Raw genomic sequence first — 23304 nt, 5'->3', positions numbered from 1 at the left:
ACTAGCCTCGGGACGTGACCACCGCACTCGTCACCGACTCCACGGCATACCTGTCTCCCGAGCTGGTCGACGCCCACGGCATCGGTGTCGTGCCGCTCCACGTCGTCGTCGGCGGTCAGGAGCGGCGCGAGGGCGTCGACATCGGGCCCGGCGAGGTGGCCGAGGCCCTGCGGACGTTCACGCCGGTCTCCACGAGCCGACCGGCGCCGCAGGCGTTCCTCGACGTCTACCAGGACCTCGCCGACAAGGGTGCCGACGCGATCGTCTCGGTCCACATCTCGGCCGACATGTCGAGCACCCTCGGGTCCGCGCAGCTCGCCGCGAACTCGTCGCCGGTGCCGGTGACCGTCGTCGACAGCCGGTCGATGGGGATGGCGATGGGGTATGCCGTGCTCGCCGGCGCCGAACTCGCCTCACGGGGTGGTTCGGCGCAGGACGTCGCGGACCTCGTGCGCGCCCGGTGCGATGCGGCGACCGTGGTCTTCTACGTCGATACCCTGGAGCACCTGCGGCGTGGCGGGCGGATCGGCAAGGCGAACGCCCTGCTGGGGTCCGCCCTGGCGATCAAGCCGATCCTCGGTCTGCGTGACGGCGCCATCGTCCCTCTGGAACGGGTCCGGACCTCGTCTCGCGCCATCGCCCGCCTCGAGGATCTCGCCGTCGAGGCCGCATCCGGTACCGACAGCGTCGACGTCGCCGTGCACCACCTCGACTCGCTCGAACGCGCCGACAAGCTCGCCGAGCGCCTGCGCTCTCGTGTCGACGGGCTCGAGGAGCTCGTCGTCGTCGAGCTGGGAGCCGTGGTCGGTGCCCACGTCGGGCCGGGCACGCTCGCCATCGCGATCAGTCCGCGGGCCTGACCGGACCGCCGTGAACCTCGCCGTCCCGGCCCAGGTCCTCCTCGCGCTCGTCGTGGCCACGGTCTGCTTCGCGATCGGCGGCATCAACCCCGCGACCATCGTGGGTCGCCGTCGGGGGATCGAGGTGTCCAGCGTCGGGTCGGGCAACCCGGGCGCGACGAACCTCGGCCGGGTCATCGGTCGCAAGTGGGGGATCGCGGTCGGGGCCCTCGACGTCCTCAAGGGCTTCCTGCCGACCTTCGTCGTGCTCCGCACGCTCGGCACGTGGGCGGCACTGCTCGGCGGTGTCGCGTGCGTGCTGGGGCACATCTACAGCCCCTACCTCGGCGGCCGCGGCGGCAAGGGAGTCGCGACGTCGTTCGGCGCGATCCTCGCCGTGGCGCCGTGGATGGCGCTCGTGGCCGTCCTCGTGTTCGCGGTGGCCCTGCCCTTCGTCAAGAGGCTCGGTGACGCCTCGGTGCTGGCGACCGGCTACCTGCTCGTCGCCGGGGTGGTTCTCACTGTACGAGCGAGCAGCGACATCGACCGTGGCGTCGGTGTCTGGCTCGCCGTCATGGCCCTGCTGGTCCTGGCCCGCCACCGCCGCAACATCGCCATCTGGGCGGGGCGGCTCACCGCCTGAGTTGTCCACAGCACGGTAGGGCGGTCCCGGTCGTCCACAGCTGCCGACGTTGCCGCTTGGGCCGTCCCCGCAGGCTTCCTACCGTCGACGTATGCCGTCCCGCCGCGACCCTGAGCCGCTCTCGCCACGCGCTCTCGCGCGGGTGCGGGCGAGTGCGGACCGCGACACGGGTGAGGTCGCCGGAGCCGAACGCGGCCGGCACCGACCCCTCGAGGTGTCGCGCGGGCCGTTGTTCGAGGTGCCCGCGAGCCTGAGCGGTGCGAGGTGGGCGCCGAGCCGGTCAGCCGCACTCGGCGTGCTCGTCGTGGTGGTGCTCGTGGCCCTCGTGTTCGGGGTGCGTGTCTGGTTGACCGGGGCCGGTGACGGGGAGGCGATCGGTGCGCGCGGGCCCGGGGCCACCGACGGGGTGAGCCGGGGCACGTCGACCTTGGCTCGGGCCTCACCCACCGGCTCGGCGCCGCCGTCGACAGGTGCCGCCCCATCGAGCAGTGGTGTCGACGGCGCTGGTGCCGGTGCTGCCGGTGCTGCCGGTGCTGCGGGTGCGGCCACCGGGCTGCTCGTGGTGCACGTCGTCGGTCAGGTGCGCACTGCCGGCGTCTACCGGATGCCTGCCGGGTCCCGCGTCGCGGATGCGGTGACCGCTGCCGGGGGAGCGACCCGCTCGGCCGACCTCGCCGCGGTGAACCTCGCGCGGGTGCTCGTCGACGGTGAGCAGGTGGTGGTGCCCAGACCGGGTGAGAGCGTGGGTGTGCCCCTCGACGGGGGCTCGGCCGGGGGCGCAGCCACGAGTGGTGGGGCGAACCCACCCGGTTCATCCGGTTCCGCGGGTGGCAGGGTCGCCCTCAACTCGGCCGACCTCGCGGCGCTCGACACCCTGCCCGGGGTCGGACCCGTGCTCGCCCAGCGGATCCTCGACTGGCGCACCGAGCACGGTCGGTTCACGAGCGTCGAGGAGCTCGGCGAGGTCAGCGGCATCGGCGACAAGCTCCTCGCCCAGCTCACCCCCAAGGTCACCCTGTGACGTCGCGGGGCACGGAGACAGCGGTCCGGTCCCGTCCCGGTGGTGGTGACGCGCAGGCTGAGGTGCCGACCTGGGAGCGACAGGTCGTGAGGTTCAGCGACCTGCGGATGTTGGCGCCAGCCCTCGTGGCCTGGGCGTTGCTCGCCTGCACCCTCACGTGGTCGGCTCCTCGGCGCTGGGCGGTCGTCGCCTGCCTCGCCGCGACGGCTGCCGTCGTCGCGGTGGTGCGGCGGCGATCGTCCGGGCTCCTGCTCATGGTGGGGGTGGCCCTCCTGCTCCAGCTCGCCGGCAGCGCTCAGCACGCCCTGCGCGCCGTGGGGGACCTCGACGCCCTGACCGCGGCGGGTGCCGTCGTCACCCTCGACGCGACGGTGACCTCGGACCCGTTCACGCCGGCCGCCCGTCCGGGACGTGAGCCGGTCGTCATGGCGCGCGGGACGGCATACCGGGTCGAGGGTCGTGGACGGGCCAGCCGTGTCCACGCACCTGTGACGATCCGCGGAGACCAGGGCCTGATGTCGCTGCGGTGGCACGACAGCGTGCGGTTCCGGGGTCGGCTCGCGCCGCCGGACTCCGGTCGGCCCGAGCTGGCCGTGCTCCGGGTCTCCTCCCACGAGGTCATCGCACCGGCGGGTCGGGTCGCCCGGGTGGCCGAGCACCTGAGGGCCGGTCTGCGCCGGTCGGTGGACTCGACGCCCGCCGATGCCCGCGGCCTGCTGCCAGGGCTCGTCATCGGCGACACCAGTCGGACCCCGCCGGATCTCACCGAGGCGATGCAGGCCACGGGGATGACCCACCTCACGGCGGTCTCCGGCTCCAACATCGCCGTCGTCGGTGGGATGGTGCTCGGGCTCTGCGTGCTGCTCGGGGTTCCCCGGCGACTGCGACCGTGGGTGGTGGCGGTGGCGATCCTCGGGTTCGTCGTGCTCGCGCGTCCGGAGCCGAGCGTCGTCCGCGCGGCGGCCATGGGTCTCATCGGTCTGGTCGGTGTGAGCCGGTCACGGCGCAGCGCCGGTCTGCCGGTCCTGTCGGGCGCGATCGTCGTCGTGCTCGTCGCCGATCCGTGGATGGCCCGGTCGTTCGGCTTCGCCCTGTCGGCGCTCGCGACGCTGGGACTGCTGCTCTTCACCCGCCCGTGGGGCGACGCGATCGCCCGTCACCTGCCACCCCGACTGGCGTTCGTGGGGCCGGCCGTCGCCATCCCGGTCGCGGCGCAGGCCATGTGCGCACCGCTCATCGTTCTCCTCCAGGGATCCGTCAGTGTCATCGGCGTGGTGGCGAACCTCGTGGCGGCACCGCTGGTCGCGCCGGCCACCGTTGCGGGGGTGGTGGCGGCGGTGGTCTCGGTCGTCGCCGACGGTCCCGCCCGGATCGTCGGATGGGTCGGCGCCGTACCGACCCTGGGGATCGCACGCACCGCCCGGGTGATGAGCGAGGTACCCGGCGGCACGATGCCCTGGCCCGACGGTGGCCGTGGCGCACTGCTGCTCGCCGGTGTCACGGCGCTGGTCGTGCTCACCGGTCGGTGGTTGGCTCGGTTCGCCCAGCTCAAGCCCCTCCTCGCGGTGACCGTCGTGGCGACCACCGCCGCGATGGCGGTGCCCACGCGCGTGGTGTCGTGGCCACCGGAGGGCTGGCGCGTGGTGTTCTGCGACGTGGGCCAGGGCGACGCCGCGGTCGTGCGCACCGGACCGGGGCACGCGCTCGTCGTGGACGCCGGGCCCGATCCGCCCGCGGTCGACGGCTGCCTGGACTCCCTCGGGGTCGAGGTGGTCGACGCGGTCGTGCTCACCCACTTCCACGCCGACCACGTCGAGGGCCTCCCCGGTGTGCTCGGCGGGCGCGAGGTGGGGCAGGTGCTCACCTCTCCGGTCGCCGAACCGGCCTGGCAGGTGGGTGAGGTGACGGGATGGACGCGACCACACGGCATACCGGTGTCGTCCCTGGCGGCGGGAGACCGGTTGGCCTTCGGTGATGTGACGGCGGAGGTCTGGGCACCGGTGCGTCGCATCGCCGCGGGGTCGGTCCCCAACAACGCGAGCGTCGTCCTCGCCGTGCGCGTCGGCGAGGTCGATGCGCTGCTCCTCGGCGACGTGGAGCGCGAGGCGGCGCACGACCTCCTGCTGCGGCTCCGCCGTGACCCGGACATGGCCGCCGCGTCAGGGGAGTTCGACGTCGTCAAGACCCCGCACCACGGCAGTGCGAACCTCGACGCCGATCTCATGGCGGCGGTACGTGCCCCGGTGGCGGTGATCTCGGTGGGGAAGGACAACGACTACGGGCACCCGACGGCGGCGCACCTCGCCATGCTCGCTCGCAACGGGTATGCCGTCCACCGCACCGACCAACGTGGGCACGTCGCCATCGTCGAGGAGCCCGGCGGGCGGCTCGAGGTGGTCACCTCACGGTGAGAGGCGATGGGCATGCGCCCAAGCACCGACCGACGCGTGGGGCCGGCGCCGGTCAGCGGGAGGCGCGGGAGGGCTTGGCGCTGGTGCTCTGGGCGCTCTGGACCAAGGCGTCCAGCGTGGCCTTGACGGCGGGGACGCGCTGCAGGTCCGGCGTCGTCACGGCGACGATGTGCCGGCGCGACGCCGGGGTCATCGGCAGGGCGACGACGTCCTCGTGGTGGACCGTCTTGAGGATGAGGTCGGGGATAACCGCGACGCCCAGGCCCTCGGCGATGAGGCCCATGACCGCGACGTAGTCCTCGGTCTCGTAGGCGATGTCCGGGACGTAGCCGGCCGTGCTCGCGAGCTGGAGAAGGTGACCGCGGCAGCGCGGGCAGCCAGCGATCCAGGTCTCGTCCTTGAGCGTGGCCATGTCGGCCTTGGTGGCCTTGGACGTGGCGAGGTCGTGGTCGTGCGGGACGGCGAGCAGGACCTCGTCGTCGAGCAGGGGAGTCGTGACGAAGGCGTCGAGGTCCTCCTCGCCACGCCCGAGGTCGGTGCCCTCGTAGACGAACGCCACGGCGAGGTCGCACTCACCGGCGCGCAGGGCGGCCAGGGACTCGCGGGGCTCGGCCTCGCTGAACGTGATGGTGACGCCGGGGTGGTCGGCCTTGACCTTGGCGAGGGCCTTGGGGACGAGCGTGGCCGAGGCGCTGGGGAAGGCCATGAGGCGGACCCGGCCGGAGCGGAGCCCGGCGATGGCCGCAACCTCCTCCTCGGCGGCGTCGAGCGCCGAGAGCACCGGTCCGGCGTGGCGCGCGAGGACGGAGCCGGCCTCGGTGAGCCGGACGCTACGACCGACACGCTCGACGAGGGTGGTGCCCGTCCGTGTCTCGAGTCGCCGCACCATCTGCGAGATGGCGGGCTGGGAGTAGCCCAGCGAGAGCGCCGCCGCCGTGAAGCTGCCTTCGTCGGCGATGGCGCGCATGACCCGGAGACCCGCTGCATCAATCACGGATGAATTCTATAACGCTTGGTTATCGAGATTCCAGTCCTCGCCACGGCGTGTGATGCGAGGCGCCATGTATCAGCCGAGACGATGCGTCCTCCTTCTGGACATGAGAACGACCAGCAGACGGCGGACCGCCCGCCGCAGCCACCACCCGGACGTCAGCTGTGACGCCCTGGGACGGTGGCACTGGAGGTGCCAGTGCGGTGCCGGGGCGCACGGGGGCGTGACCTCGTCGGACTGGCGCTGGATGGTCACCTCGGCGCTGGTGCACCAGAACGCCTGCCCGGGGGAGTGAGCGGCGGCGAGGGCGCCGGGTCGACGCGGTGTGTGCCGGTGCGCCTGGGGCCATGGCCGGTGCGCTTGGGGCCATGGCTGGGGCCGTGGCCGAGATCGTTCGCCCTCGGGCGACTGGGCCCTGTCGGTCGGCCTGCCTACGATGTCCGGGTGAGTGTGGACGTCCCCCGGGCAGTGAGCGTCGCCGATGTGGCGCACCTGCTGAGCGAGCGCGGACCTGCGCTCGTCCTCACCGGCGCAGGTATGTCGACCGAGTCCGGGATTCCCGACTACCGCGGGCCGGACGGCACCAGACGGGTCACCCCGATGTCCCACCAGGAGTTCACGGCCACGAGCGAGGCGCGGCAGCGCTACTGGGCGCGCAGCTTCATCGGGTGGCAGCGGTTCACGGCGGCCGAGCCCAACACCGGTCACCTCGCGGTGACCGCCCTGCAGCGGTCGGGCGTGTTCGGCGACGTCATCACCCAGAACGTCGACGGGCTGCACCAGGACGCCGGCACCCGGGGCGTCGTCGAGCTGCACGGCTCCTTGGCCGAGGTCGTCTGCCTCACCTGTGACGAGCGGGTCGATCGTGACCTCGTGCAGGCGTTCATGCACGACGCCAACCCGGGCTTCGGCGCGCGGGCGCTCGGTTCGGTGCCCGACGGGTCGCAGGTGAGCAGCCAGATCCGGCCCGACGGCGACATCGTCCTCGCGGACGAGGCGGTGCGGACCTTCGTCGCGCCGCGCTGCCTCGTGTGCGGTGACGACACCCTCAAGCCCGACGTCGTCTTCTTCGGCGGGTCCGTTCCGCGCGACCGCGTCGACCACTGCTTCGCTCTCACCGACGCCGCGCCGGTGCTCGTCGTGCTCGGCTCCTCGCTCAAGGTGATGAGCGGCTACCGGTTCGTACGACGGGCGGCGGCACACGGCATACCGGTCGTCGTCATCACGAGGGGCCCCACACGCGGCGACGCCGAGACGACGCACCGGATCGATGCGTCGCTCGGCGTCACGTTGTCGGCACTGGCCTCTCAGGTCGCGGTCGGCATCGCCTGACCTGCGACGATGTGCCGACGAGTTCTGGGAAAACGCCACAACCGGCGCGAACGGCCCCTAGCATTCGGGTGCCGAGCCAGATAGACATCGGCTTCCAATCGTGGTCTAGGGGTCTCCATTGCTGTGCTCTGCCCGTGCCCTTCTGGTCGGCGTGCTGACGTTCATGCTCTGTCTGGGGCAGGCGTCGGCATCCGACGCCGCTTACCGGACCACACCCGTCGGCGCCATTGGTGTCGACTCCGACATCGTGATCGGGGACACGGGCGACGCCTTGCCGACGCTGTCGAACGTCACGATCGAGCCGACGGCCCAAGGCTTCGACGTGGCCTTCGACTACGAGCATTACGCCGACGGCGAGGCACCTGCTTGGGGTCCGGTTCGTCTCGGGATCTATGAGGGTGACGCGACGGCGTTCCCGTTCAGCGGAGAGACGGTCGTCAGCCATGGGTACGGCAGTGGCCCCGGGGCGTCCCTGGTTGACGAAACCGAGATTTCGCGGACCGGGCACGTCTCCCGCTCCTTCGAGCACTCGCGCTCGGGTGTGTTCACTGTCATGCTCTTCACGTCCGAGCGTTGTGACTGCCCAGGAGGGACCGTCTTCGCCGCTGGACGCACCCTCGCCCCTGCTGAGTTGGCACCGCTGACGACTGCAGTCCCGGTCATTGTGGGCAACCTCGCGGTGGGGTACCGGCTGACGGCGAGCACCGACGGGTGGGCCGAAGGGACCGCGTTCGGCTTTCAGTGGTTCGTTGGTGGCACGCCGGTGGCTGGCGCCACGGAGCGCACCCTCGTCCTGACCGCCGCCCATGCGAACAAGGGGGTTGAGGTTCGTGTCGACGGGTCACTCGCCGGACATGCACCTGCGTCGCGGACGAGCGAGCGTTCGGCGTTGGTCGTGACGCCTGGTACGCCATCCATTGCGGGTCTTCCTATGGTGGGCAGCGTTCTGACTGCGGGGCCCGGGGCTTGGGCCACCGGCACCGCGGTGACCTACCAGTGGTTTGCCGACGGCGCGCCTGTCCCCGGAGCTACCGGCCGGACATTCACACTCACGACCGCGCAGGACGGGAAGGCCCTCCATGTCGCTGTCACTGCATCCAAGCCGGCCTATGCCACGGTGACCCGTGGTTCCGCGGCCACGAAAAGGGTCATGCGTTGGTCCTCGCCCGGCATCTCCGGCTACTTCGCCTACGGCCAGCCCCTCACTGCGCGGCCCGGGGTCTGGACGACGGGCGCCACGTTGCGGTACCAGTGGTTCGCGGACGGTCGTGCCGTTGCTGGTGCGACCACCGCGACGCTCAAGCTGGGTACGGCCCAACGGGACCGGCGGATCTCGGTCTCGGTCACCGGATCCAAGGCGGGACATCTAACAGTGGGCCGATTCTCGGCGCAGTCCGCTCGGGTCCTCACCGCTGGGACGCCGACGGTGGCAGGCACCCCCATGCTCGGCGGCCGTATGACCGCTCGGCCAGGGACATGGTCCGCGTCCACCAGCCTGTCGTACGCCTGGCTCGCGGACGGAGTCGTCATTCCCGGTGCCACGGGGTCGACGTACACGTTGGGCAGCACGACAAGCGGCAAGCGAATTTCCGTTCGCGTCACCGGACGCAAATCTGGATATGCCACCATCGCAAGGGTCTCGGCCGCGACCCTGCGTGTTCCCGCGACAGCAGCGCCGTCCGTCGCGGGCTCAACGCTCGTGACCTACGCCCTCACCGCGCGCCCGGGGGCATGGACTGCAGGAACGACCTTCCGCTATCAATGGTTCGCCAATGGTGCCGCCCTGTCTGGGGCTACGGCTTCGACGCTACGTCTGGGGACGGGTGTTGTGGGGAAGAAGATCAGTGTGCGAGTGACGGGTAGCAAGGCCGGGTTCGCCACTGTGGCAAGGACCTCTGGGATCACAGGCGCTGTGGGCTACCCGTCGAGGACTGTGCCGATCAGCCTCTCGAGCTGCCCCTCCTGGGCCCCGATCAAGGGCAACGCCAGTTCGATGATCTACCACATGCCGGGCGGCGCCTACTACGCCATAACGAACCCTGAGGAGTGCTTCCGCACTCAGTCAGCCGCTGTTGCGGCGGGGTACCGGGCCTCCAAGCGCTGACCCGGACTGAGCAGAACGGCGGCGACATTCCGCGTGGGATGTCGCCGCCGCTTCATTCGACGGTTGGTCTGGCGTCACGTCTGTGACGGGCTGAGCTCAGACGCGGCGCAGGACCGCGGTGACCTTGCCGAGGATCGTCGCGTGGTCGCCGTCGATCGGGTCGAAGGCCGGGTTGTGCGGCATCAGCCAGACCTTGCCGTCCTTGCGCTTGAACGTCTTGACCGTCGCCTCGTTGTCGAGCATGGCCGCGACGATGTCGCCGTTGTCGGCCGTCGGCTGCTGGCGCACGACGACCCAGTCGCCGTCGCAGATGGCGGCGTCGATCATCGACTCGCCGACGACCTTGAGCAGGAAGAGCGACCCCTCGCCGACGATCTGCTTGGGCAGCGGGAAGACCTCGTCGACCGTCTCCTCGGCGAGGATCGGGACGCCGGCGGCGATCTGGCCGAGGACCGGGACGTAGCTCGCCTCGGGGCGCACGTCACCCGAACCGGTCGGGTCGAGGTCGGCGTCGACGTCGTCGGGGGCCGCGCCGCCGCGGTAGCCGCGGATGTCGCTCGGGGTGTCGGGGGAGACGACCTCGAGGGCACGGGGGCGGTTGGGGTCGCGGCGCAGGTAGCCCTTCTTCTCGAGGGCGTGCAGCTGGTGCGATACCGAGCTCGGGGACGTGAGCCCGACGGCCTGGCCGATCTCGCGCATGCTCGGCGGGTATCCACGACGGTCGACCGAGTTGCGGATGACGTCGAGGACCTTGCGCTGACGCACGGTGAGCGTGCCGTCGCCGGGGTCGCGGTCGGGCAGCTCGTGGACGGCGGCGTCGTCGGCGTCCTGGCGGCGCTTGTCGCTCATGGTTCGTCTCCTCGCAGGGGCGTTGTCAGAGGTGCCTGATTGGCTTCTCGACATGACGTCAGAGTACGGAGTTCGAGCAGGTGTTTCAAACATCTGTTCGAGGCGTGTCTTGAAGTAGTCGAACATCCGTGCTAGAAATCGTACAGACGTTCTATCGAACGTCCTTTCGACCCAGGAGGACCTCATGAGTGCAGCTGTCGCCTACGACACCGCAGCCGGGTATGCCGTCCCGCTCCCGACGCGTCGTCCCGAGCGTCCGCGCCTGGTCCTCGTGCCCACCGGCGAGTCGGTCCGCGAGGTCGCGGGGCCGGCGCTGCGTCTGACCCGCGTCGGTCGGCTCGTCATCACGAGCACGGTCCTCCTCCTCGCCCTCGTGGCCGCGTTCGTCGGTCTCACCGGCGGAGCGTCGGCATCCGTCGCGCCGGTCACCGTGACGGTCGAGCAGGGGCAGACGCTGTCGCAGATCGCGGCCGAGCAGATGGGCGGCATGCCGGTCACGTCCGCGGTCGCCGAGCTGCAGCTCGCCAACGGCCTGAGCAGCGCGCAGGTCAAGGCCGGCCAGACGATCGTCATCCCCCAGGGTTGATGTGACTGCGTTGACGGTCCACACACTCCGAGCCGCTTCGACCCCGGTTCGGGCCTGAGTCCTCGAGCGAGCTTCGACCCCTCGCCGGCTCAGCACGGAGGGCGCCCCGCCACTGTTGCGCGGGGCGCCCTTTGCCGTGCCCGGGAGTGTGTGGGCGGCTCTCCAGTGACTACGTGACGCTGTGCCTCCACGTGTCGCGTCTGACGGCGACTTCGTGGCCCAGGGGCCACCCACCGATCCTGGTTTCGGTGGCCGGCGGGTGGTCAGCGGGCACACAGTGCGGCGGAGTCGCGGTTGACTGGGGCATGAGCGACGACGGCGTGACGCGCGTGCAGAAGATTCGGCAGCTGCGAGTGGTGGTGGAGGCGGACGACTACGACGAGGCGGTCCGGTTCTACCGGGACGTCCTCGGTATGGACGAGATCGCCGCGTTTTCCGAGGGCGGGGAGGACCGCGTGGCGATCCTCCAGGCAGGGCGGGCGACGTTCGAGATCGCCAGCCCCGCGCACCGCGAGGCGATCGACAGGCTCGAGGCGGACGGCATACGCAGCCCGAAGATCCGGATCGCGTTCGAGGTCGACGACGCCCAGTCCTCGACGCGTGACGCGCACGAGGCGGGTGCGACCGTCGTCGCCGAGCCGGTGCTCACCCCGTGGCAGTCGCTCAACTCCCGACTCGAGGCGCCGGCCGGGCTCACCGTGACGCTCTTCGAGGAGACCGAGGCCTCGCACGAACGGTCGCAGCGCGAAGGGTTCGGCACCAACGACTCGTGACCGACAGCAGGCCGCACCGGGTGGGCGCAGACCGCAGTGCTCGGCCCGCCGGGCTCAGCCCCAGGTGAGCTCGAGCGGCATGTCGTGGAAGGCCGCGAGGAACTCGGCGGCCTCGGTGACCCCGGCGCGCTCACGTGTGGTGAGGTCCACCTCAGGTCGCACCGTCACGAGAGTTCGACGGGCGTCGGCCTTGCGCTTGAAGGTACCGATGTCGCGCCCGTCGACGACGGCGATGCCGCCGCCTGCCTCGGAGACCAGCCGGGTCCGGTCGGCGTCGTGGTTGCGCCGTGGGAACCCGGTCCGTGGATACGTCAGCGCCGCCTCGTCGAACGTCGACAGCAGGTATGCCGTGTGCTCCCGCGTCGTGCGAGCGGGCACCGACGGGTCGAACCAGAGCACCTCCCCGGCGCACTCCACCGACTCCATCGGGTGCGACTCGCGCAGGCCGGGGTCGGTCGTCAGCTCCGTGGTCGCCCACCGGATCTCGGTGAGCGTGAGCCCACTCCAGCGCTGCAGGTCGCGTTCGGACGCCGGGCCGTGCCCGGAGTAGAACCTGTGGGTCAGCTCGAGGAGGGACCGCTCCCGTGACCACGAGTCGGACGCTGCAGCGGGCACGACGTCGTCGACGAGGACGTAGGTGTGCTCGGCCCCTCGTGGCGCTCCGGAGCAGATGACCGACCGGACCTCGGCGACGATGAGCTGGTGGGCCATGGTTTCGCCCGGCCCGGGGAGGCCGGCCTCCGCGAAGGCCGGCCCGATCTCCTTGCGGGTCATGGCCCGTCCGGCGGCGAGCAGCTCACGGAGCAGGTCGAGCCCACGGTCCTTGACCTGCTCCGTGATGCCGAGCTGCCGCTGGCGAGCGGCGTCGGAGGACTCCACCTTGGGGCCGGTCAGCGCCTGGATCCAGCGCAGGTCCTCGGGTGCGACGTGGTGCCACGTGGGGCGCAGGATGTGGGTGCGCACCCAACCGCCAGCCGACTGCTCGGCCAGCACGCCGGCATACGAGGTCGTTCTCGAGCGCATGGCGAGGGAGTGCGCCGCGAGGGGTGCGTCCTGGCTCTGCACGCAGGTGAGGAGGCGGATCGCGTCGCCGGCGCGGGGGAGTGGCGAGGACGCGAGCCGCTGCACGGCCAGACGTCGGCGCACCACCCAGTCGCGCGAGGCCGAACGGGGCGCGCCGGAAGTCATGACGTCATCCTGTCGGAGCGGGACACTGAGTGCATGGAACAGAGCACGGAGGTCGACATCGACGCGTCGCCCGAGCGCGTGTGGGAGGTCATGAGCGACATCGAGCGCTGGCCGGAGTGGACCGACACGGTGAACGCCGTGACGCGGCTCGACTCCGACAGCCTCGGACTCGGTTCGCGCGTCAGGGTGGAGCAGCCGAGGCTGCCGGCGACGGAGTACGTCGTCACCGAGTTCGAGCCGGGCACGGGGTTCACCTGGGTCGCCACCGGGCCGGGTGTGCGGACGACGGCGCGGCACCGGATCGAGTCACGGGCCGGCTCCACCAGCCGCGTGCGACTGTCGGTCCAGCAGGCGGGCCCGGTCGGCACCGTCATGGGCCGGCTGTTCTTCAGACGCCTCACCGAGCGCTACCTGGCGACCGAGGCCGCGGGTCTCAAGGCTCGGTGCGAGTCGACGCCCTGAGCCGGGTCACCGCTCATGTCAGGGTGCGCCGCATCGTGAGGCGCGGCATCTTGCTCGCCGTCGCATCGGTGGTCCCGACGACCTCGAACCCCGCCCGCTCGAACATCGCGCGCGTCCCGACGAACGCCATGGTGAGGTCCATCCGGCCCTTCGGGTCGACGGGATGTGACTCGACTGCGGGGGCGCCCCGCGACGCGGCCCACGCCACCGCACCCTCGATGAGCTCGTGGCTCACCCCGCGACGTCGGAACCCGCTGCGGACGACGACACAGACGATGCTCCAGACCGGCAGGTCGTCGGTGGGGAGCATGAGGGTGGAACGGTTGAGGCGGGTGATCTCGCTGCGAGGTCCGATGTTGCACCAGCCGACGGGCTCCCCGTCGAGGTAGGTGACGACACCGGGTGGGTGCTCGCGCTCGCAGAGGGCGCGCATGGCTCGCTCTCGCTGGTCCTCGCAGTCGCCGCCGAGCTCGACGATCTCGGCCGCGGTGAGCCGGTGCGACAGGCACCAGCAGTGGGTCGGCCGGCGGTTCCTGTTGATGACGTCGGCGAAGTCCTCGAACCGGTCCGGAGTCACCGGGTGCGTCTCCCACTGCGCGTCCGTCGTCATGCGGCGATTGTGCCGACGACCGCCGACAGTCGCCATGGTGATCGCAATCGACGCCGCATGGATACGGCGGAGTCTGACAGGAATGCGGAGGTGGCTCGGCCACGTCTGTCCAACCTCGCTTCGGGGGAGGACACGTCTTCGGCCGGGTCTGGCTTTTGTCAGACGTCATGGTCAGGATGGGTCACGCCACCCTTGCAGGGGTGGTCCGTCCGTGTCACCGGACGGCTCCCCCTTCACAACGGAGTGAGAATGACTCGTTTCAGTCAGCGCCGGCGGACGACCTTCGCCGTCGCAGCGACGGCGGCCGCGGCCGTCACCCTGCTCGGAGGCGTCCCCACCGTGGCGTCCGCATCCACCAGCGAGGCGTCGTCGACGCCCGTGCCGATCGCGGCACCCGACGGCACGACCATGAGCTACATCCTCAACACCAAGGTCGCCAACCCCGGCCAGACCCGACTCGTCGAGAAGGCCGTCACCAAGGCCGGCGGCGTCGTCGTCCAGAGCTGGCCGCAGATCGGCGTCGTCGTCGCGCACTCGCAGCGCTCCGCGTTCCGCGCCGACGTCCGCGCTGCCGGAGGCAACGCCCTCGAGTCGGTCGGTGCCTCGCGCACCGCCGAGGTCCTCGAGGGGACGCCCGCCGACGCGCAGGCTCCCTGGGGGCCCGGCGCCAGCGGCTACAAGAAGGGGGCCAACAAGCCCACCAACGGTGACGTCGAGGCGCCCACCACCCCGGCCGAGACCACCGACGCCCGTGAGGGCGAGCAGTGGGACATGCAGATGATCAAGGCCGACCAGGCCCACAAGATCACCGACGGCTCGCGCAACGTCCTCGTCGGCGTGCTCGACAGCGGCATCGACCCCGACCACCCGGACCTGCAGTCCAACATCGACGTCGCCAACTCAGTCAACTGCACTGACGGCGGCCGTCCGGACACCTCGGCCACCGGCTGGAACCCCACGACGAGCGACCACGGCACCCACGTCGCCGGCACGATCGCCGCGCCGCGCAACGGCGTCGGCATCGTCGGAGTCGCCCCCAACGTCCGCATGGCTGCGGTCAAGGTCGTCAGCGACGAGGGCTTCATCTACCCGGAGTACGCCGTCTGCGGCTTCGTCTGGGCCGGTGAGAAGCACATGGACGTGACCAACAACAGCTACTACGTCGATCCGTTCGAGTTCTGGTGCAGTGACCAGCCCGACCAGGCCGCCGCCAAGGAGGCCGTGAGCCGCGCCGTCGCGTGGTCGACCAAGCAGGGCGTCGTCCACGCCGCGGCTGCCGGCAACTCGGCCTACGACCTGTCCGACAAGACGAAGTTCAAGGACCCGGGCAGCCCGAACGACACCACCCCGGTCCTGCGCACCATCAACAACGGCTGCCACGACATCCCCGCCGAGCTCCCCGGCGTCGTCACCGTCTCGTCCGCGACCCGCACCGGCGCCCTGTCGTCGTTCTCGAACCGCGGCCTCGGCGTCATCGACGTCTCGGCTCCCGGCAGCTCGATCCTCTCGACGATCGTGCGCAACAACGGCTACGGCCTCAAGAGCGGCACCTCGATGGCGTCCCCGCACGTCGCGGGTGTCCTCGCGCTCATGAAGTCGGCCCACCCTGAGCTCACCCCCGAGCAGATGGTGGCCAAGCTGCGTGCGGACGCGGTCGACACGGCCTGCACCGTGGCGAGCGGTCCGGCGTGCGTCGGCACCCCGGCGGACAACAGCTACTACGGCGAGGGCATGGTCGACGCCCTCAAGGCCGTGAGCTGACGCACCACCACGTCGACTGAGGTCGGCACAGCTCCAGCAGTTCCCGCTGCCGGGGGTGAGCATCCGCTCACCCCCGGCAGTCGGCGTTCTCAGGGGAAGAATTCCGTGATCCCTGCAGTTGTGTAATGATGTAAGCACTGCAAGACGCAGTGCAGCAGGATCAGGAAGGAGACCCACCATGAGGTCCCACCACACCCACGACGACAGCGACACCCCACGCCCCACGGAGCGCGGCGAGCGCCGCGGGATGCCCGGTCGCGGCCCGGGTCGCGGACGCGGCCCCGGCGGCGGTCGAGGCATGGGCGGCGGACGCGGCATGGGCCGTCCCGGCGGCTGGCAGCAGGCCGACGTCCCCAACGCCGACGACGCCGGCGACTGGTTCGCCGGGCGCCTGCCCGACGAGTGGTTCACCGACGTCGACGTCCGCGTCGACCGCGACGAGATCACCGTCATCGGCACGCTGCCCGACGAGAAGCTCGAGGGAGCAGAGGCTGAGGGTCGGATCAGCCGCTGGCGCAGCGACACCAAGGAGCAGCGCATCGCGATCGCCCAGGAGGCGGAGTCGCGCTACGAGCGCAAGGTCTCGTGGGGCGTGCGCCTCGGCGAGACCCAGGCGCTGTTCACCCACCTCGCGGCGCCGGTCATGACGCGGCTGCGCCAGCCCGAGCGCCAGGTTCTCGACACCCTCGTCGACGCTGGCGTCGCCCGCTCACGCAGCGACGCGCTCGCATGGTCGGTCCGGCTCGTCGGCCAGCACGCCGACGAGTGGCTCGGCCAGCTCCGCGAGGCGATGAGCGAGGTCGATAAGCTCCGCTCCCAGGGTCCCGCCCTCTGAGCCGAGACACACGAAAAGGTATGCCGGCCACCCACCCCGGGCGGCCGGCATACCTGCGTGTCGGGGTCCTTTCAGGGGGCGACACGCCGGACCGGAAGGGCCCGCGCCGCACGGCTGCGGCGCGACACGCAGAAGTGTGCGAGAGGGCTTGCGGCGCGGGTCACACGGGCGCATACTTGGCACTACATCTAGTGGTTACACCGATGTAGTTCATCCACATATGGTTCACAGGGGCGGGGCGGTTCTCCACAGATTGTCCCCAACGAGTCCCCAGAGTTGTCCCCAAGCACCGCTGCAAGCACGCGAAGAAGGAGCCCGGTCATGCACTGCCCATTCTGCCGCCACACCGACTCCCGCGTGATGGACTCGCGCGCCACTGACGACGGGGCGAGCATCCGCCGCCGCCGCCAGTGCCCCGAGTGCGGCAAGCGCTTCACGACGCTGGAATCGGCAGCGCTGTCCGTCGTCAAGCGGTCCGGGGCCGCGGAGCCGTTCAGCCGCTCCAAGGTCCTCGACGGCGTCCGCAAGGCCTGTCAGGGCCGCCCGGTCACCGAGGACCAGCTGGCCCTGCTCGCCCACCAGGTCGAGGAGAGCATCCGCAGCGCGGGGCAGGCCGAGATCGACGCCCACGAGGTCGGCCTCGCCGTCCTCGAGCCGCTGCGCAGCCTCGACGAGGTCGCCTACCTGCGGTTCGCGAGCGTCTACCAGGCCTTCGACAGCCTCGAGGACTTCGAGCAGGCCATCACCCTGCTCCGCGTCGAACGTGACGCGACGGGGGAGGAGCCGGAACGGGGTATGCCGTCCGCCTCCCAGGGTGCCTCGGTCACCCCGCCGGACTGACCGGCACACCGAAGCAGCGAAGCACCACAGCAGGACCGCGTCACTGTCAGTGCTCGCGGGTAGAAAAGAAACCAGGTCACACATACGTCCGACGGGTGTCGGGCAGAAGAGGGAGCAGTCATGACCGAGACCGCCGGTGCACGTGCAGGTGCCCGCAAGTCCGCCAAGGACAAGGGAATCGCCATCGAGCGCATCTACACCACCCCGGGGGTGCACCCCTATGACGAGGTGACCTGGGAGAAGCGCGACGTCGTCCAGCAGAACTGGAAGACCGGCGAGACGATCTTCGAGCAGCGCGGTGTCGAGTTCCCCGACTTCTGGAGCGTCAACGCCTCCACGATCGTCACGACCAAGTACTTCCGCGGCGCCGTCGGCACCCCCGAGCGCGAGCAGGGTCTCAAGCAGCTCATCGACCGCGTCGTCCTCACCTACGTCAAGGCGGGCAAGGAGCACGGCTACTTCTCGACCCCTGACGACGCCGAGATCTTCGAGCACGAGCTGACCTACGCCCTGCTGCACCAGGTGTTCAGCTTCAACTCGCCGGTCTGGTTCAACGTCGGGACCAAGAGCCCGCAGCAGGTCTCGGCCTGCTTCATCCTGTCGGTCGACGACTCGATGGACTCCATTCTCAACTGGTACAAGGAGGAGGGCTTCATCTTCAAGGGCGGCTCGGGCGCGGGTCTCAACCTGTCGCGCATCCGCTCGTCCAAGGAGCTTCTCTCCTCCGGTGGCACGGCCTCCGGCCCGGTGTCCTTCATGCGTGGCGCCGACGCGTCCGCCGGGACGATCAAGTCCGGTGGCGCGACCCGTCGTGCGGCCAAGATGGTCGTCCTCGACGTCGACCACCCCGACATCGAGGAGTTCGTCGAGACGAAGGCGCGCGAGGAGGACAAGATCCGCGCGCTGCGTGACGCCGGCTTCGACATGGACCTCGGCGGCAAGGACATCGTGTCCGTGCAGTACCAGAACGCCAACAACTCGGTCCGCGTCAACGACGAGTTCATGCGTGCCGTCGAGGACGGCACCGAGTTCGGCCTGCGCTCGCGCAAGGACGGCTCGGTTATCGAGACCGTCGACGCCCGCGAGCTCATGGGCAAGATCGCCAAGGCCGCGTGGGAGTGTGCCGACCCGGGCATCCAGTACGACGACACGATCAACGACTGGCACACGAACCCCGAGACCGGCCGCATCACCGCGTCCAACCCCTGTTCCGAGTACATGTCGCTCGACAACTCCTCGTGCAACCTGGCCTCGCTCAACCTGCTCAAGTTCCTCAAGGACGACGACACGTTCGACGTGGCGAAGTTCCAGGCCGTCGCCGAGCTCGTCATCACGGCGATGGACATCTCGATCTGCTTCGCGGACTTCCCGACCGAGCCCATCGGCGAGACGACCCGCAACTACCGCCAGCTCGGCATCGGCTACGCCAACCTCGGTGCGCTCCTCATGGCGACCGGCCACGGCTACGACTCCGACGGTGGCCGCGCGCTCGCCGCGTCGATCACCTCGCTGCTCACCGGGGCCGCCTACAAGCGCTCGGCCGAGCTCGCCGGTGTCGTCGGTGCGTATGCCGGCTACGCCCGCAACGCTGACGCGCACAAGCGGGTCATGCGCAAGCACGCCGCCGCCAACGACGCGGTGCGCACGCTGCACACGATGGACAAGGACATCCACCGCGCCGCGACGAAGGCGTGGGACGCCGTCGTCAAGCTCGGTGAGAAGAACGGCTACCGCAACGCCCAGGCGTCGGTGCTCGCCCCGACCGGGACCATCGGCTTCATGATGGACTGCGACACCACGGGCATCGAGCCGGACTTCTCGCTGGTGAAGTTCAAGAAGCTCGTCGGTGGCGGCTCGATGCAGATCGTCAACCTCACCATCCCGCGTGCCCTGCGCAAGCTCGGCTACACGGAGGAGACGGTCGAGGCGATCGTCGAGTACATCGCCGACAAGGGCCACGTCATCGACGCGCCCGGTCTCAAGACCGAGCACTACGAGATCTTCGACACCGCCATGGGTGCGCGCGCCATCTCCCCGATGGGTCACGTGCGCATGATGGCGGCGACCCAGCCGTTCCTCTCCGGTGCCATCTCCAAGACGGTCAACCTGCCGGAGACGGCGTCGGTCGAGGAGATCGAGGACGTCTATGTCCAGGGCTGGAAGATGGGCCTCAAGGCACTCGCGGTCTACCGCGACAACTGCAAGGTCGGCCAGCCGCTGTCCGACGGTGGCTCGACCGCCAAGGACGCTGCGGCGGACAAGGCTGCCGGTGTCGCTGCTGCGGCCGCCGGTGAGGCCCAGGTCGTCGAGAAGGTCGTCTACCGTCCGACGCGTGAGCGTCTGCCCAAGCGTCGCTCCTCGCAGACGACGTCGTTCGCGATCGGTGGCGCCGAGGGCTACCTCACCGCCGGCACGTACGCCGACGGTCGCCTCGGCGAGGTCTTCCTCAAGTTCGGCAAGCAGGGCTCGACCCTGGCCGGTGTCATGGACGCCTTCTCCATAGCCGTCTCCGTCGGCCTCCAGTACGGCGTGCCGCTCGAGACGTTCGTCGAGAAGTACTCGAACATGCGCTTCGAGCCGGCCGGCATGACCGACGACCAGGACATCCGGATGGGCCAGTCGCTCGTCGACTACGTCTTCCGTCGCCTCGCGCTCGACCACCTCGACTTCGAGACCCGGTCGTTCATGGGCATCCACACCGCCGAGGAGCGTCAGCGTCAGCTGGAGACGGGCTCGTACGCGCCGTCGACGGTGGACGACGAGGACGCCGAGGCGCTCGAGGACGAGATCGAGTCGTTCTCGCAGGGTGTCGGTGCGACCTCGCCGAAGAAGTCGGCCGAGGCTGCCCCCAAGGGTGAGTCGCCGGCGGTTGCGGATGGCGCGGACCACGCGTCCGAGGTGAAGTCGGGCGCCGGTGCGGCCTCGGCTCGCGAGATCTCGGGTGACGTGCACTCGTCGGCCGAGCTGCTCGAGAAGTTCCAGGGTGTGTCGGCCGACGCGCCGATGTGCATGACCTGCGGCACGAAGATGCGCCCGGCTGGGTCCTGCTACGTCTGCGAAGGCTGCGGAAGCACCAGCGGCTGCAGCTGATGATCCTGCGCCCCTGACGATGGCCCCGACTCCACCAGGAGTCGGGGCCATCGTTATGTCGTCAGGCGATGGACGAGGTCCTGCAGAACGCGCGCTCTATGCCGCGTTCTGCAGGACATTGAGCATCTTCCTGGCAAGCTGTCGCAATGCCCGTGCAATGGTCAGACGCGAACGATCGACTCCTACGTCGCGAAGCGATGGCGTGGCTGGCCCTGCGAACGAACGATGGGACTGATCCCCTCTCCTCTTCGGAGGTCGCTGAATTCACCTTCCGTGGTGAACGCTTCCCCCTGATGGACATGCAGCGCGGGATTCGCAAGCCCGCAGTGCTCGACGCCGCCCTGTCGTTCAGGACGGTCTATCGACCAGACGGCGCCATCCGACCCTACGATGACGCCGTCGGTTCAGACGGTCTGATTCGATACAAGTACCGTGGCACGGACCCCCAGCACCCCGAGAACCGCGGCCTGCGGGTCGCGATGGAGCGCAGGCTTCCACTGATTTGGTTCTTCGGCGTGGGGCCCGGCGTGTACCTCCCGACCTTTCCTGTCTTCATCGTGGGCGAGGAGCCGAAACAGCTGCAGTTCAGCGTCGACGCGGTGAGCGGCGGATCGCTCAACCCTGAAAGCCCTCTCGAGGAGACCTTGCGTCGATACATCACGGTGGAGACCAAGCGTCGCCTCCACCAGCCGATATTCCGGGCGACGGTCATGCGGGCATACGACACGCGATGCGCTGTCTGTGCGCTTGGGCACAGCTCCCTTTTGGATGCGGCACATATCGTCCCGGATCGCGAAGAAGGCGGCGTAGCAGCCGTGAGGAATGGGCTTGCGCTTTGCAAGATCCATCACGCCGCACTGGATGCGCGAATCCTCGGTGTACGACCTGACTACGTGGTGCAAATCCGCGCAGATCTGTTGGACGAGATCGACGGTCCCATGCTGAAACATGGCCTTCAGGAACGACACGGCCAGCCGCTCATGGTTCTGCCGCGGTCTCACCGAGAACGTCCCGACCCTCTACTGCTTGAACAGTCCTATGCCAACTTTCGTGCGAGTTAAGGGGCTCTTCCCAGATGAGGGTGTAGGTCGGCCGGGCGCGTCGGTCCGCAGATAGCGTCGAGGTCTCCCGACGACGGAGGTTCCTACGCCATCCATCCGAAAGACCTCGACGTGACCGACGCTACCCCGCCGGCCGGCTTCGGCCGCCCTGACCTGACCGCTTTCGCGTCTCATCCCAATCAACCCTGATCGAGTCTGCTGACCCCCTCGACGAGTACACAGCGACATCACAGCCACCCAACCCCGACCGTCCGGGAAGCCGGGACACGTCACATGGCCTGTGCTGCGGGCGTGTCGAGTGGGTCGTCCAGGGGCGACGCAGGAGCGTCGACGCGACGTGCTGAGAGGTGGTTCCAGTCGAGCACTAGGACACCGGCTACAGGCATGGCGATAGGTCAGGAACGGCGTCGCTCCCTACGCAGGAGGGAGCGCAGAGTCTCGGCGTTCGCGTAGCCGACCCGTAGCGCGATCTCGGCGGAGGTAAGGTCCGTGGTTGCTGAGAGGTGCCGAGCTCGTTCGATGCGAAGCCGTTGGACGAAGCCGAGCGGAGTGAGGTTGAGCGCCGCACGGACTCGTCGTTCGAGGGTGCGCCGGCTGGTGCCGAGCGACTGCGCGACGAAGGCGACGTTGAACGGTTCGTCCAGTCGGGCGCGCACGAAGCGTTCGAACTCGACGACGATCGGGTCCTCGTGCCGGAGATGTTCGTAGGCGACGAAGGCCGCCTGCGACGGACGCTCGTCGATGATGAGGAGCTTGGCGACATGTTGGGCCAGGTCGGGGCTGATCGATCGCACGAGTGAGAGCGCGAGGTCGATGTGGGCGAACGCGGCGCCGGCGGTGACGAGGTTCCCGTCGACCACGACCATGGTGTCGAGATCGAGGGCGACGGTCGGATAGCGCTTCAGGAACTCCGGCCCCAGGAACCAGCTGGTCGTCGCCCGCCGATGATGCATCCGTCCGGTCTCGGCGACAGCGAACACGCCGGTGCACGCCGCGGCGATCCGTGTGGTCGCGTCGTCGAGGCGCCCGAGCGAGGCGATGACCGAACGAGCATCTCGGCTCTGGAGGGCGTCGTTGGTAGCGGCGGCCGTGAGGGTTCCAAGCGCAGGGACGACGACCACGTCGAACTCTGCGGACTCCGACAGCGGGTGGTCCACCGACAGGGTCATCGATGCCGTCGTGGTCACTCTCCGTTTCGGTCCGAGGATGGCGAGTTCGATCGGGTCGATCCGCGGGTCGACATCGCCGCGGGCTCCGTCGGCCACCCGCACGATGTCGATGACCGACGCGACAGCCGAACCGAAGCAGCCGTCGATCGCGATCAGTCCGATACGCATGGCGCGAACAATAGCAATACTGCCGTATACGCCACTTCTCACATGCCCTTACTCGTCATACGCTGAACTCGCTTCACCAAGAAACCTCGACACCTAGGAGAACCCCTCATGTCCACACCCGCATCACTTCCGTATGCCTTCGTCGCCAAGATCGTCGCGGCCGATGGACAGCACGACGCGCTCGCCGATCTGCTCGCCGGCGCTGTCGCGCTCGCCAACGAAGAAGTAGGAACGATTGTCTGGTTCGCGGTCAGGACCCACGCCGACACCTTCTGGATCTTCGATGCATTCCCCGACGAGGCCGCTCGCGACGCCCACGCCAACGGCGCCATCGTCGCAGCCCTGATGGCCAACCAGCACCTCCTCGGCGCAGCACCCGAGATCCTGGCGGCCGACGTCCTCGCGTCCAAGCTCCCGTAGTCCGCCAACGCACGAGACAATCGCGCCCCGCCGAGCCGTCGCCAGGTCGCGACGCAACGCCACGCTGCGTTGCCGAGCGGTGCGAGGCCTATCGGCACACGGACAGGATGCCGGCCGCGAGCGCTCAGCCGGCTAGGGGTCCGTCGCAGAG

Annotated in this window: 20 protein-coding genes; 15 read left to right on the top strand and 5 right to left on the bottom strand. The window is 69.6% G+C overall.

Annotation, left to right across the window (positions count from 1 at the left end; genetic code table 11):
- Positions 1–14: 14 nt before the first annotated feature.
- The 4 genes from ACSQ11_RS16505 to ACSQ11_RS16490 all read left to right on the top strand — a co-directional run bounded on the left by ACSQ11_RS16505 (position 15) and on the right by ACSQ11_RS16490 (position 4914).
- Entirely contained in the window at positions 15–860 is an 846-nt protein-coding gene (locus tag ACSQ11_RS16505; RefSeq protein ID WP_436007501.1) for a DegV family protein, read from the top strand.
- A gap of 10 nt (positions 861–870) precedes the next feature.
- Positions 871–1482 carry a glycerol-3-phosphate acyltransferase gene (locus ACSQ11_RS16500; RefSeq protein WP_436007499.1) on the top strand — a complete coding sequence of 204 codons (612 nt, stop codon included), beginning with the start codon at positions 871–873 and terminating at the stop codon, positions 1480–1482.
- A gap of 91 nt (positions 1483–1573) precedes the next feature.
- Positions 1574–2503 (top strand): helix-hairpin-helix domain-containing protein, encoded by a 930-nt coding sequence (locus ACSQ11_RS16495; protein WP_436007497.1) that lies wholly within the window; start codon positions 1574–1576, stop codon positions 2501–2503.
- 86 nt (positions 2504–2589) lie between these two features.
- Entirely contained in the window at positions 2590–4914 is a 2325-nt protein-coding gene (locus ACSQ11_RS16490; protein WP_436007495.1) for a ComEC/Rec2 family competence protein, read from the top strand.
- A gap of 52 nt (positions 4915–4966) precedes the next feature.
- Here ACSQ11_RS16490 and ACSQ11_RS16485 read toward each other — a convergent pair whose 3' ends face one another.
- A complete protein-coding gene (locus ACSQ11_RS16485) occupies positions 4967–5908 on the bottom strand; it encodes a LysR family transcriptional regulator (protein ID WP_436007493.1) in 942 nt (313 codons plus the stop codon).
- Between the two features lie 447 nt (positions 5909–6355).
- Here ACSQ11_RS16485 and ACSQ11_RS16480 point away from each other — a divergent pair, with 447 nt between their 5' ends.
- Both ACSQ11_RS16480 and ACSQ11_RS16475 read left to right on the top strand, forming a co-directional pair.
- Entirely contained in the window at positions 6356–7237 is an 882-nt protein-coding gene (locus ACSQ11_RS16480; RefSeq protein WP_436007521.1) for a Sir2 family NAD-dependent protein deacetylase, read from the top strand.
- Positions 7238–7388: 151 nt separating this feature from the next.
- A complete protein-coding gene (locus tag ACSQ11_RS16475) occupies positions 7389–9341 on the top strand; it encodes a sunset domain-containing protein (protein WP_436007491.1) in 1953 nt (650 codons plus the stop codon).
- A gap of 96 nt (positions 9342–9437) precedes the next feature.
- On the opposite strand, the gene lexA is transcribed toward ACSQ11_RS16475, so the two are convergent.
- Complete coding sequence (gene lexA, locus ACSQ11_RS16470; protein ID WP_436007489.1) at positions 9438–10190, bottom strand: transcriptional repressor LexA; 753 nt, start codon at positions 10188–10190, stop codon at positions 9438–9440.
- Between the two features lie 184 nt (positions 10191–10374).
- Here lexA and ACSQ11_RS16465 point away from each other — a divergent pair, with 184 nt between their 5' ends.
- Positions 10375–10776 carry a LysM peptidoglycan-binding domain-containing protein gene (locus ACSQ11_RS16465; RefSeq protein WP_436007487.1) on the top strand — a complete coding sequence of 134 codons (402 nt, stop codon included), beginning with the start codon at positions 10375–10377 and terminating at the stop codon, positions 10774–10776.
- A 305-nt stretch (positions 10777–11081) separates the two neighbouring features.
- The gene (locus ACSQ11_RS16460) at positions 11082–11549 is read left to right on the top strand and encodes a VOC family protein (RefSeq protein ID WP_436007485.1); all 468 of its coding nucleotides are present in this window, start codon (positions 11082–11084) and stop codon (positions 11547–11549) included.
- A 54-nt stretch (positions 11550–11603) separates the two neighbouring features.
- On the opposite strand, the gene ACSQ11_RS16455 is transcribed toward ACSQ11_RS16460, so the two are convergent.
- On the bottom strand, positions 11604–12737 hold the full coding sequence (locus ACSQ11_RS16455; RefSeq protein ID WP_436007483.1) for a winged helix DNA-binding domain-containing protein: 1134 nt from the start codon (positions 12735–12737) through the stop codon (positions 11604–11606).
- 33 nt (positions 12738–12770) lie between these two features.
- Between ACSQ11_RS16455 and ACSQ11_RS16450 the strand changes: the two genes are divergently transcribed.
- The gene (locus tag ACSQ11_RS16450; RefSeq protein ID WP_436007481.1) at positions 12771–13199 is read left to right on the top strand and encodes an SRPBCC family protein; all 429 of its coding nucleotides are present in this window, start codon (positions 12771–12773) and stop codon (positions 13197–13199) included.
- 13 nt (positions 13200–13212) lie between these two features.
- Here ACSQ11_RS16450 and ACSQ11_RS16445 read toward each other — a convergent pair whose 3' ends face one another.
- A complete protein-coding gene (locus ACSQ11_RS16445) occupies positions 13213–13809 on the bottom strand; it encodes a GNAT family N-acetyltransferase (protein WP_436007479.1) in 597 nt (198 codons plus the stop codon).
- 249 nt (positions 13810–14058) lie between these two features.
- Here ACSQ11_RS16445 and ACSQ11_RS16440 point away from each other — a divergent pair, with 249 nt between their 5' ends.
- The 5 genes from ACSQ11_RS16440 to ACSQ11_RS16420 all read left to right on the top strand — a co-directional run bounded on the left by ACSQ11_RS16440 (position 14059) and on the right by ACSQ11_RS16420 (position 21396).
- Complete coding sequence (locus ACSQ11_RS16440; RefSeq protein ID WP_436007477.1) at positions 14059–15570, top strand: S8 family peptidase; 1512 nt, start codon at positions 14059–14061, stop codon at positions 15568–15570.
- A 178-nt stretch (positions 15571–15748) separates the two neighbouring features.
- On the top strand, positions 15749–16405 hold the full coding sequence (locus tag ACSQ11_RS16435) for a hypothetical protein (protein WP_436007475.1): 657 nt from the start codon (positions 15749–15751) through the stop codon (positions 16403–16405).
- Between the two features lie 321 nt (positions 16406–16726).
- Positions 16727–17245, top strand: coding sequence for a transcriptional regulator NrdR (nrdR, locus tag ACSQ11_RS16430; RefSeq protein ID WP_436007473.1), 519 nt, complete (start codon positions 16727–16729; stop codon positions 17243–17245).
- A gap of 120 nt (positions 17246–17365) precedes the next feature.
- Entirely contained in the window at positions 17366–20335 is a 2970-nt protein-coding gene (locus tag ACSQ11_RS16425) for a vitamin B12-dependent ribonucleotide reductase (protein ID WP_436007471.1), read from the top strand.
- Positions 20336–20532: 197 nt separating this feature from the next.
- Positions 20533–21396: an HNH endonuclease gene (locus ACSQ11_RS16420; protein ID WP_436007467.1), complete on the top strand. Its 864-nt coding sequence runs from the start codon at positions 20533–20535 to the stop codon at positions 21394–21396.
- 395 nt (positions 21397–21791) lie between these two features.
- Here the strand turns inward: ACSQ11_RS16420 and ACSQ11_RS16415 are convergent, their stop codons facing one another.
- Positions 21792–22733 carry a GlxA family transcriptional regulator gene (locus ACSQ11_RS16415; RefSeq protein ID WP_003941078.1) on the bottom strand — a complete coding sequence of 314 codons (942 nt, stop codon included), beginning with the start codon at positions 22731–22733 and terminating at the stop codon, positions 21792–21794.
- Positions 22734–22841: 108 nt separating this feature from the next.
- Between ACSQ11_RS16415 and ACSQ11_RS16410 the strand changes: the two genes are divergently transcribed.
- The gene (locus ACSQ11_RS16410; protein WP_003941073.1) at positions 22842–23153 is read left to right on the top strand and encodes a putative quinol monooxygenase; all 312 of its coding nucleotides are present in this window, start codon (positions 22842–22844) and stop codon (positions 23151–23153) included.
- The last annotated feature ends 151 nt before the right edge of the window (positions 23154–23304 follow it).

It is taken from the genome of Knoellia sp. LjRoot47 (assembly GCF_964253435.1).
Taxonomy (GTDB): domain Bacteria; phylum Actinomycetota; class Actinomycetes; order Actinomycetales; family Dermatophilaceae; genus Knoellia.
This window is presented reverse-complemented; position numbering and strand designations above follow the sequence as displayed.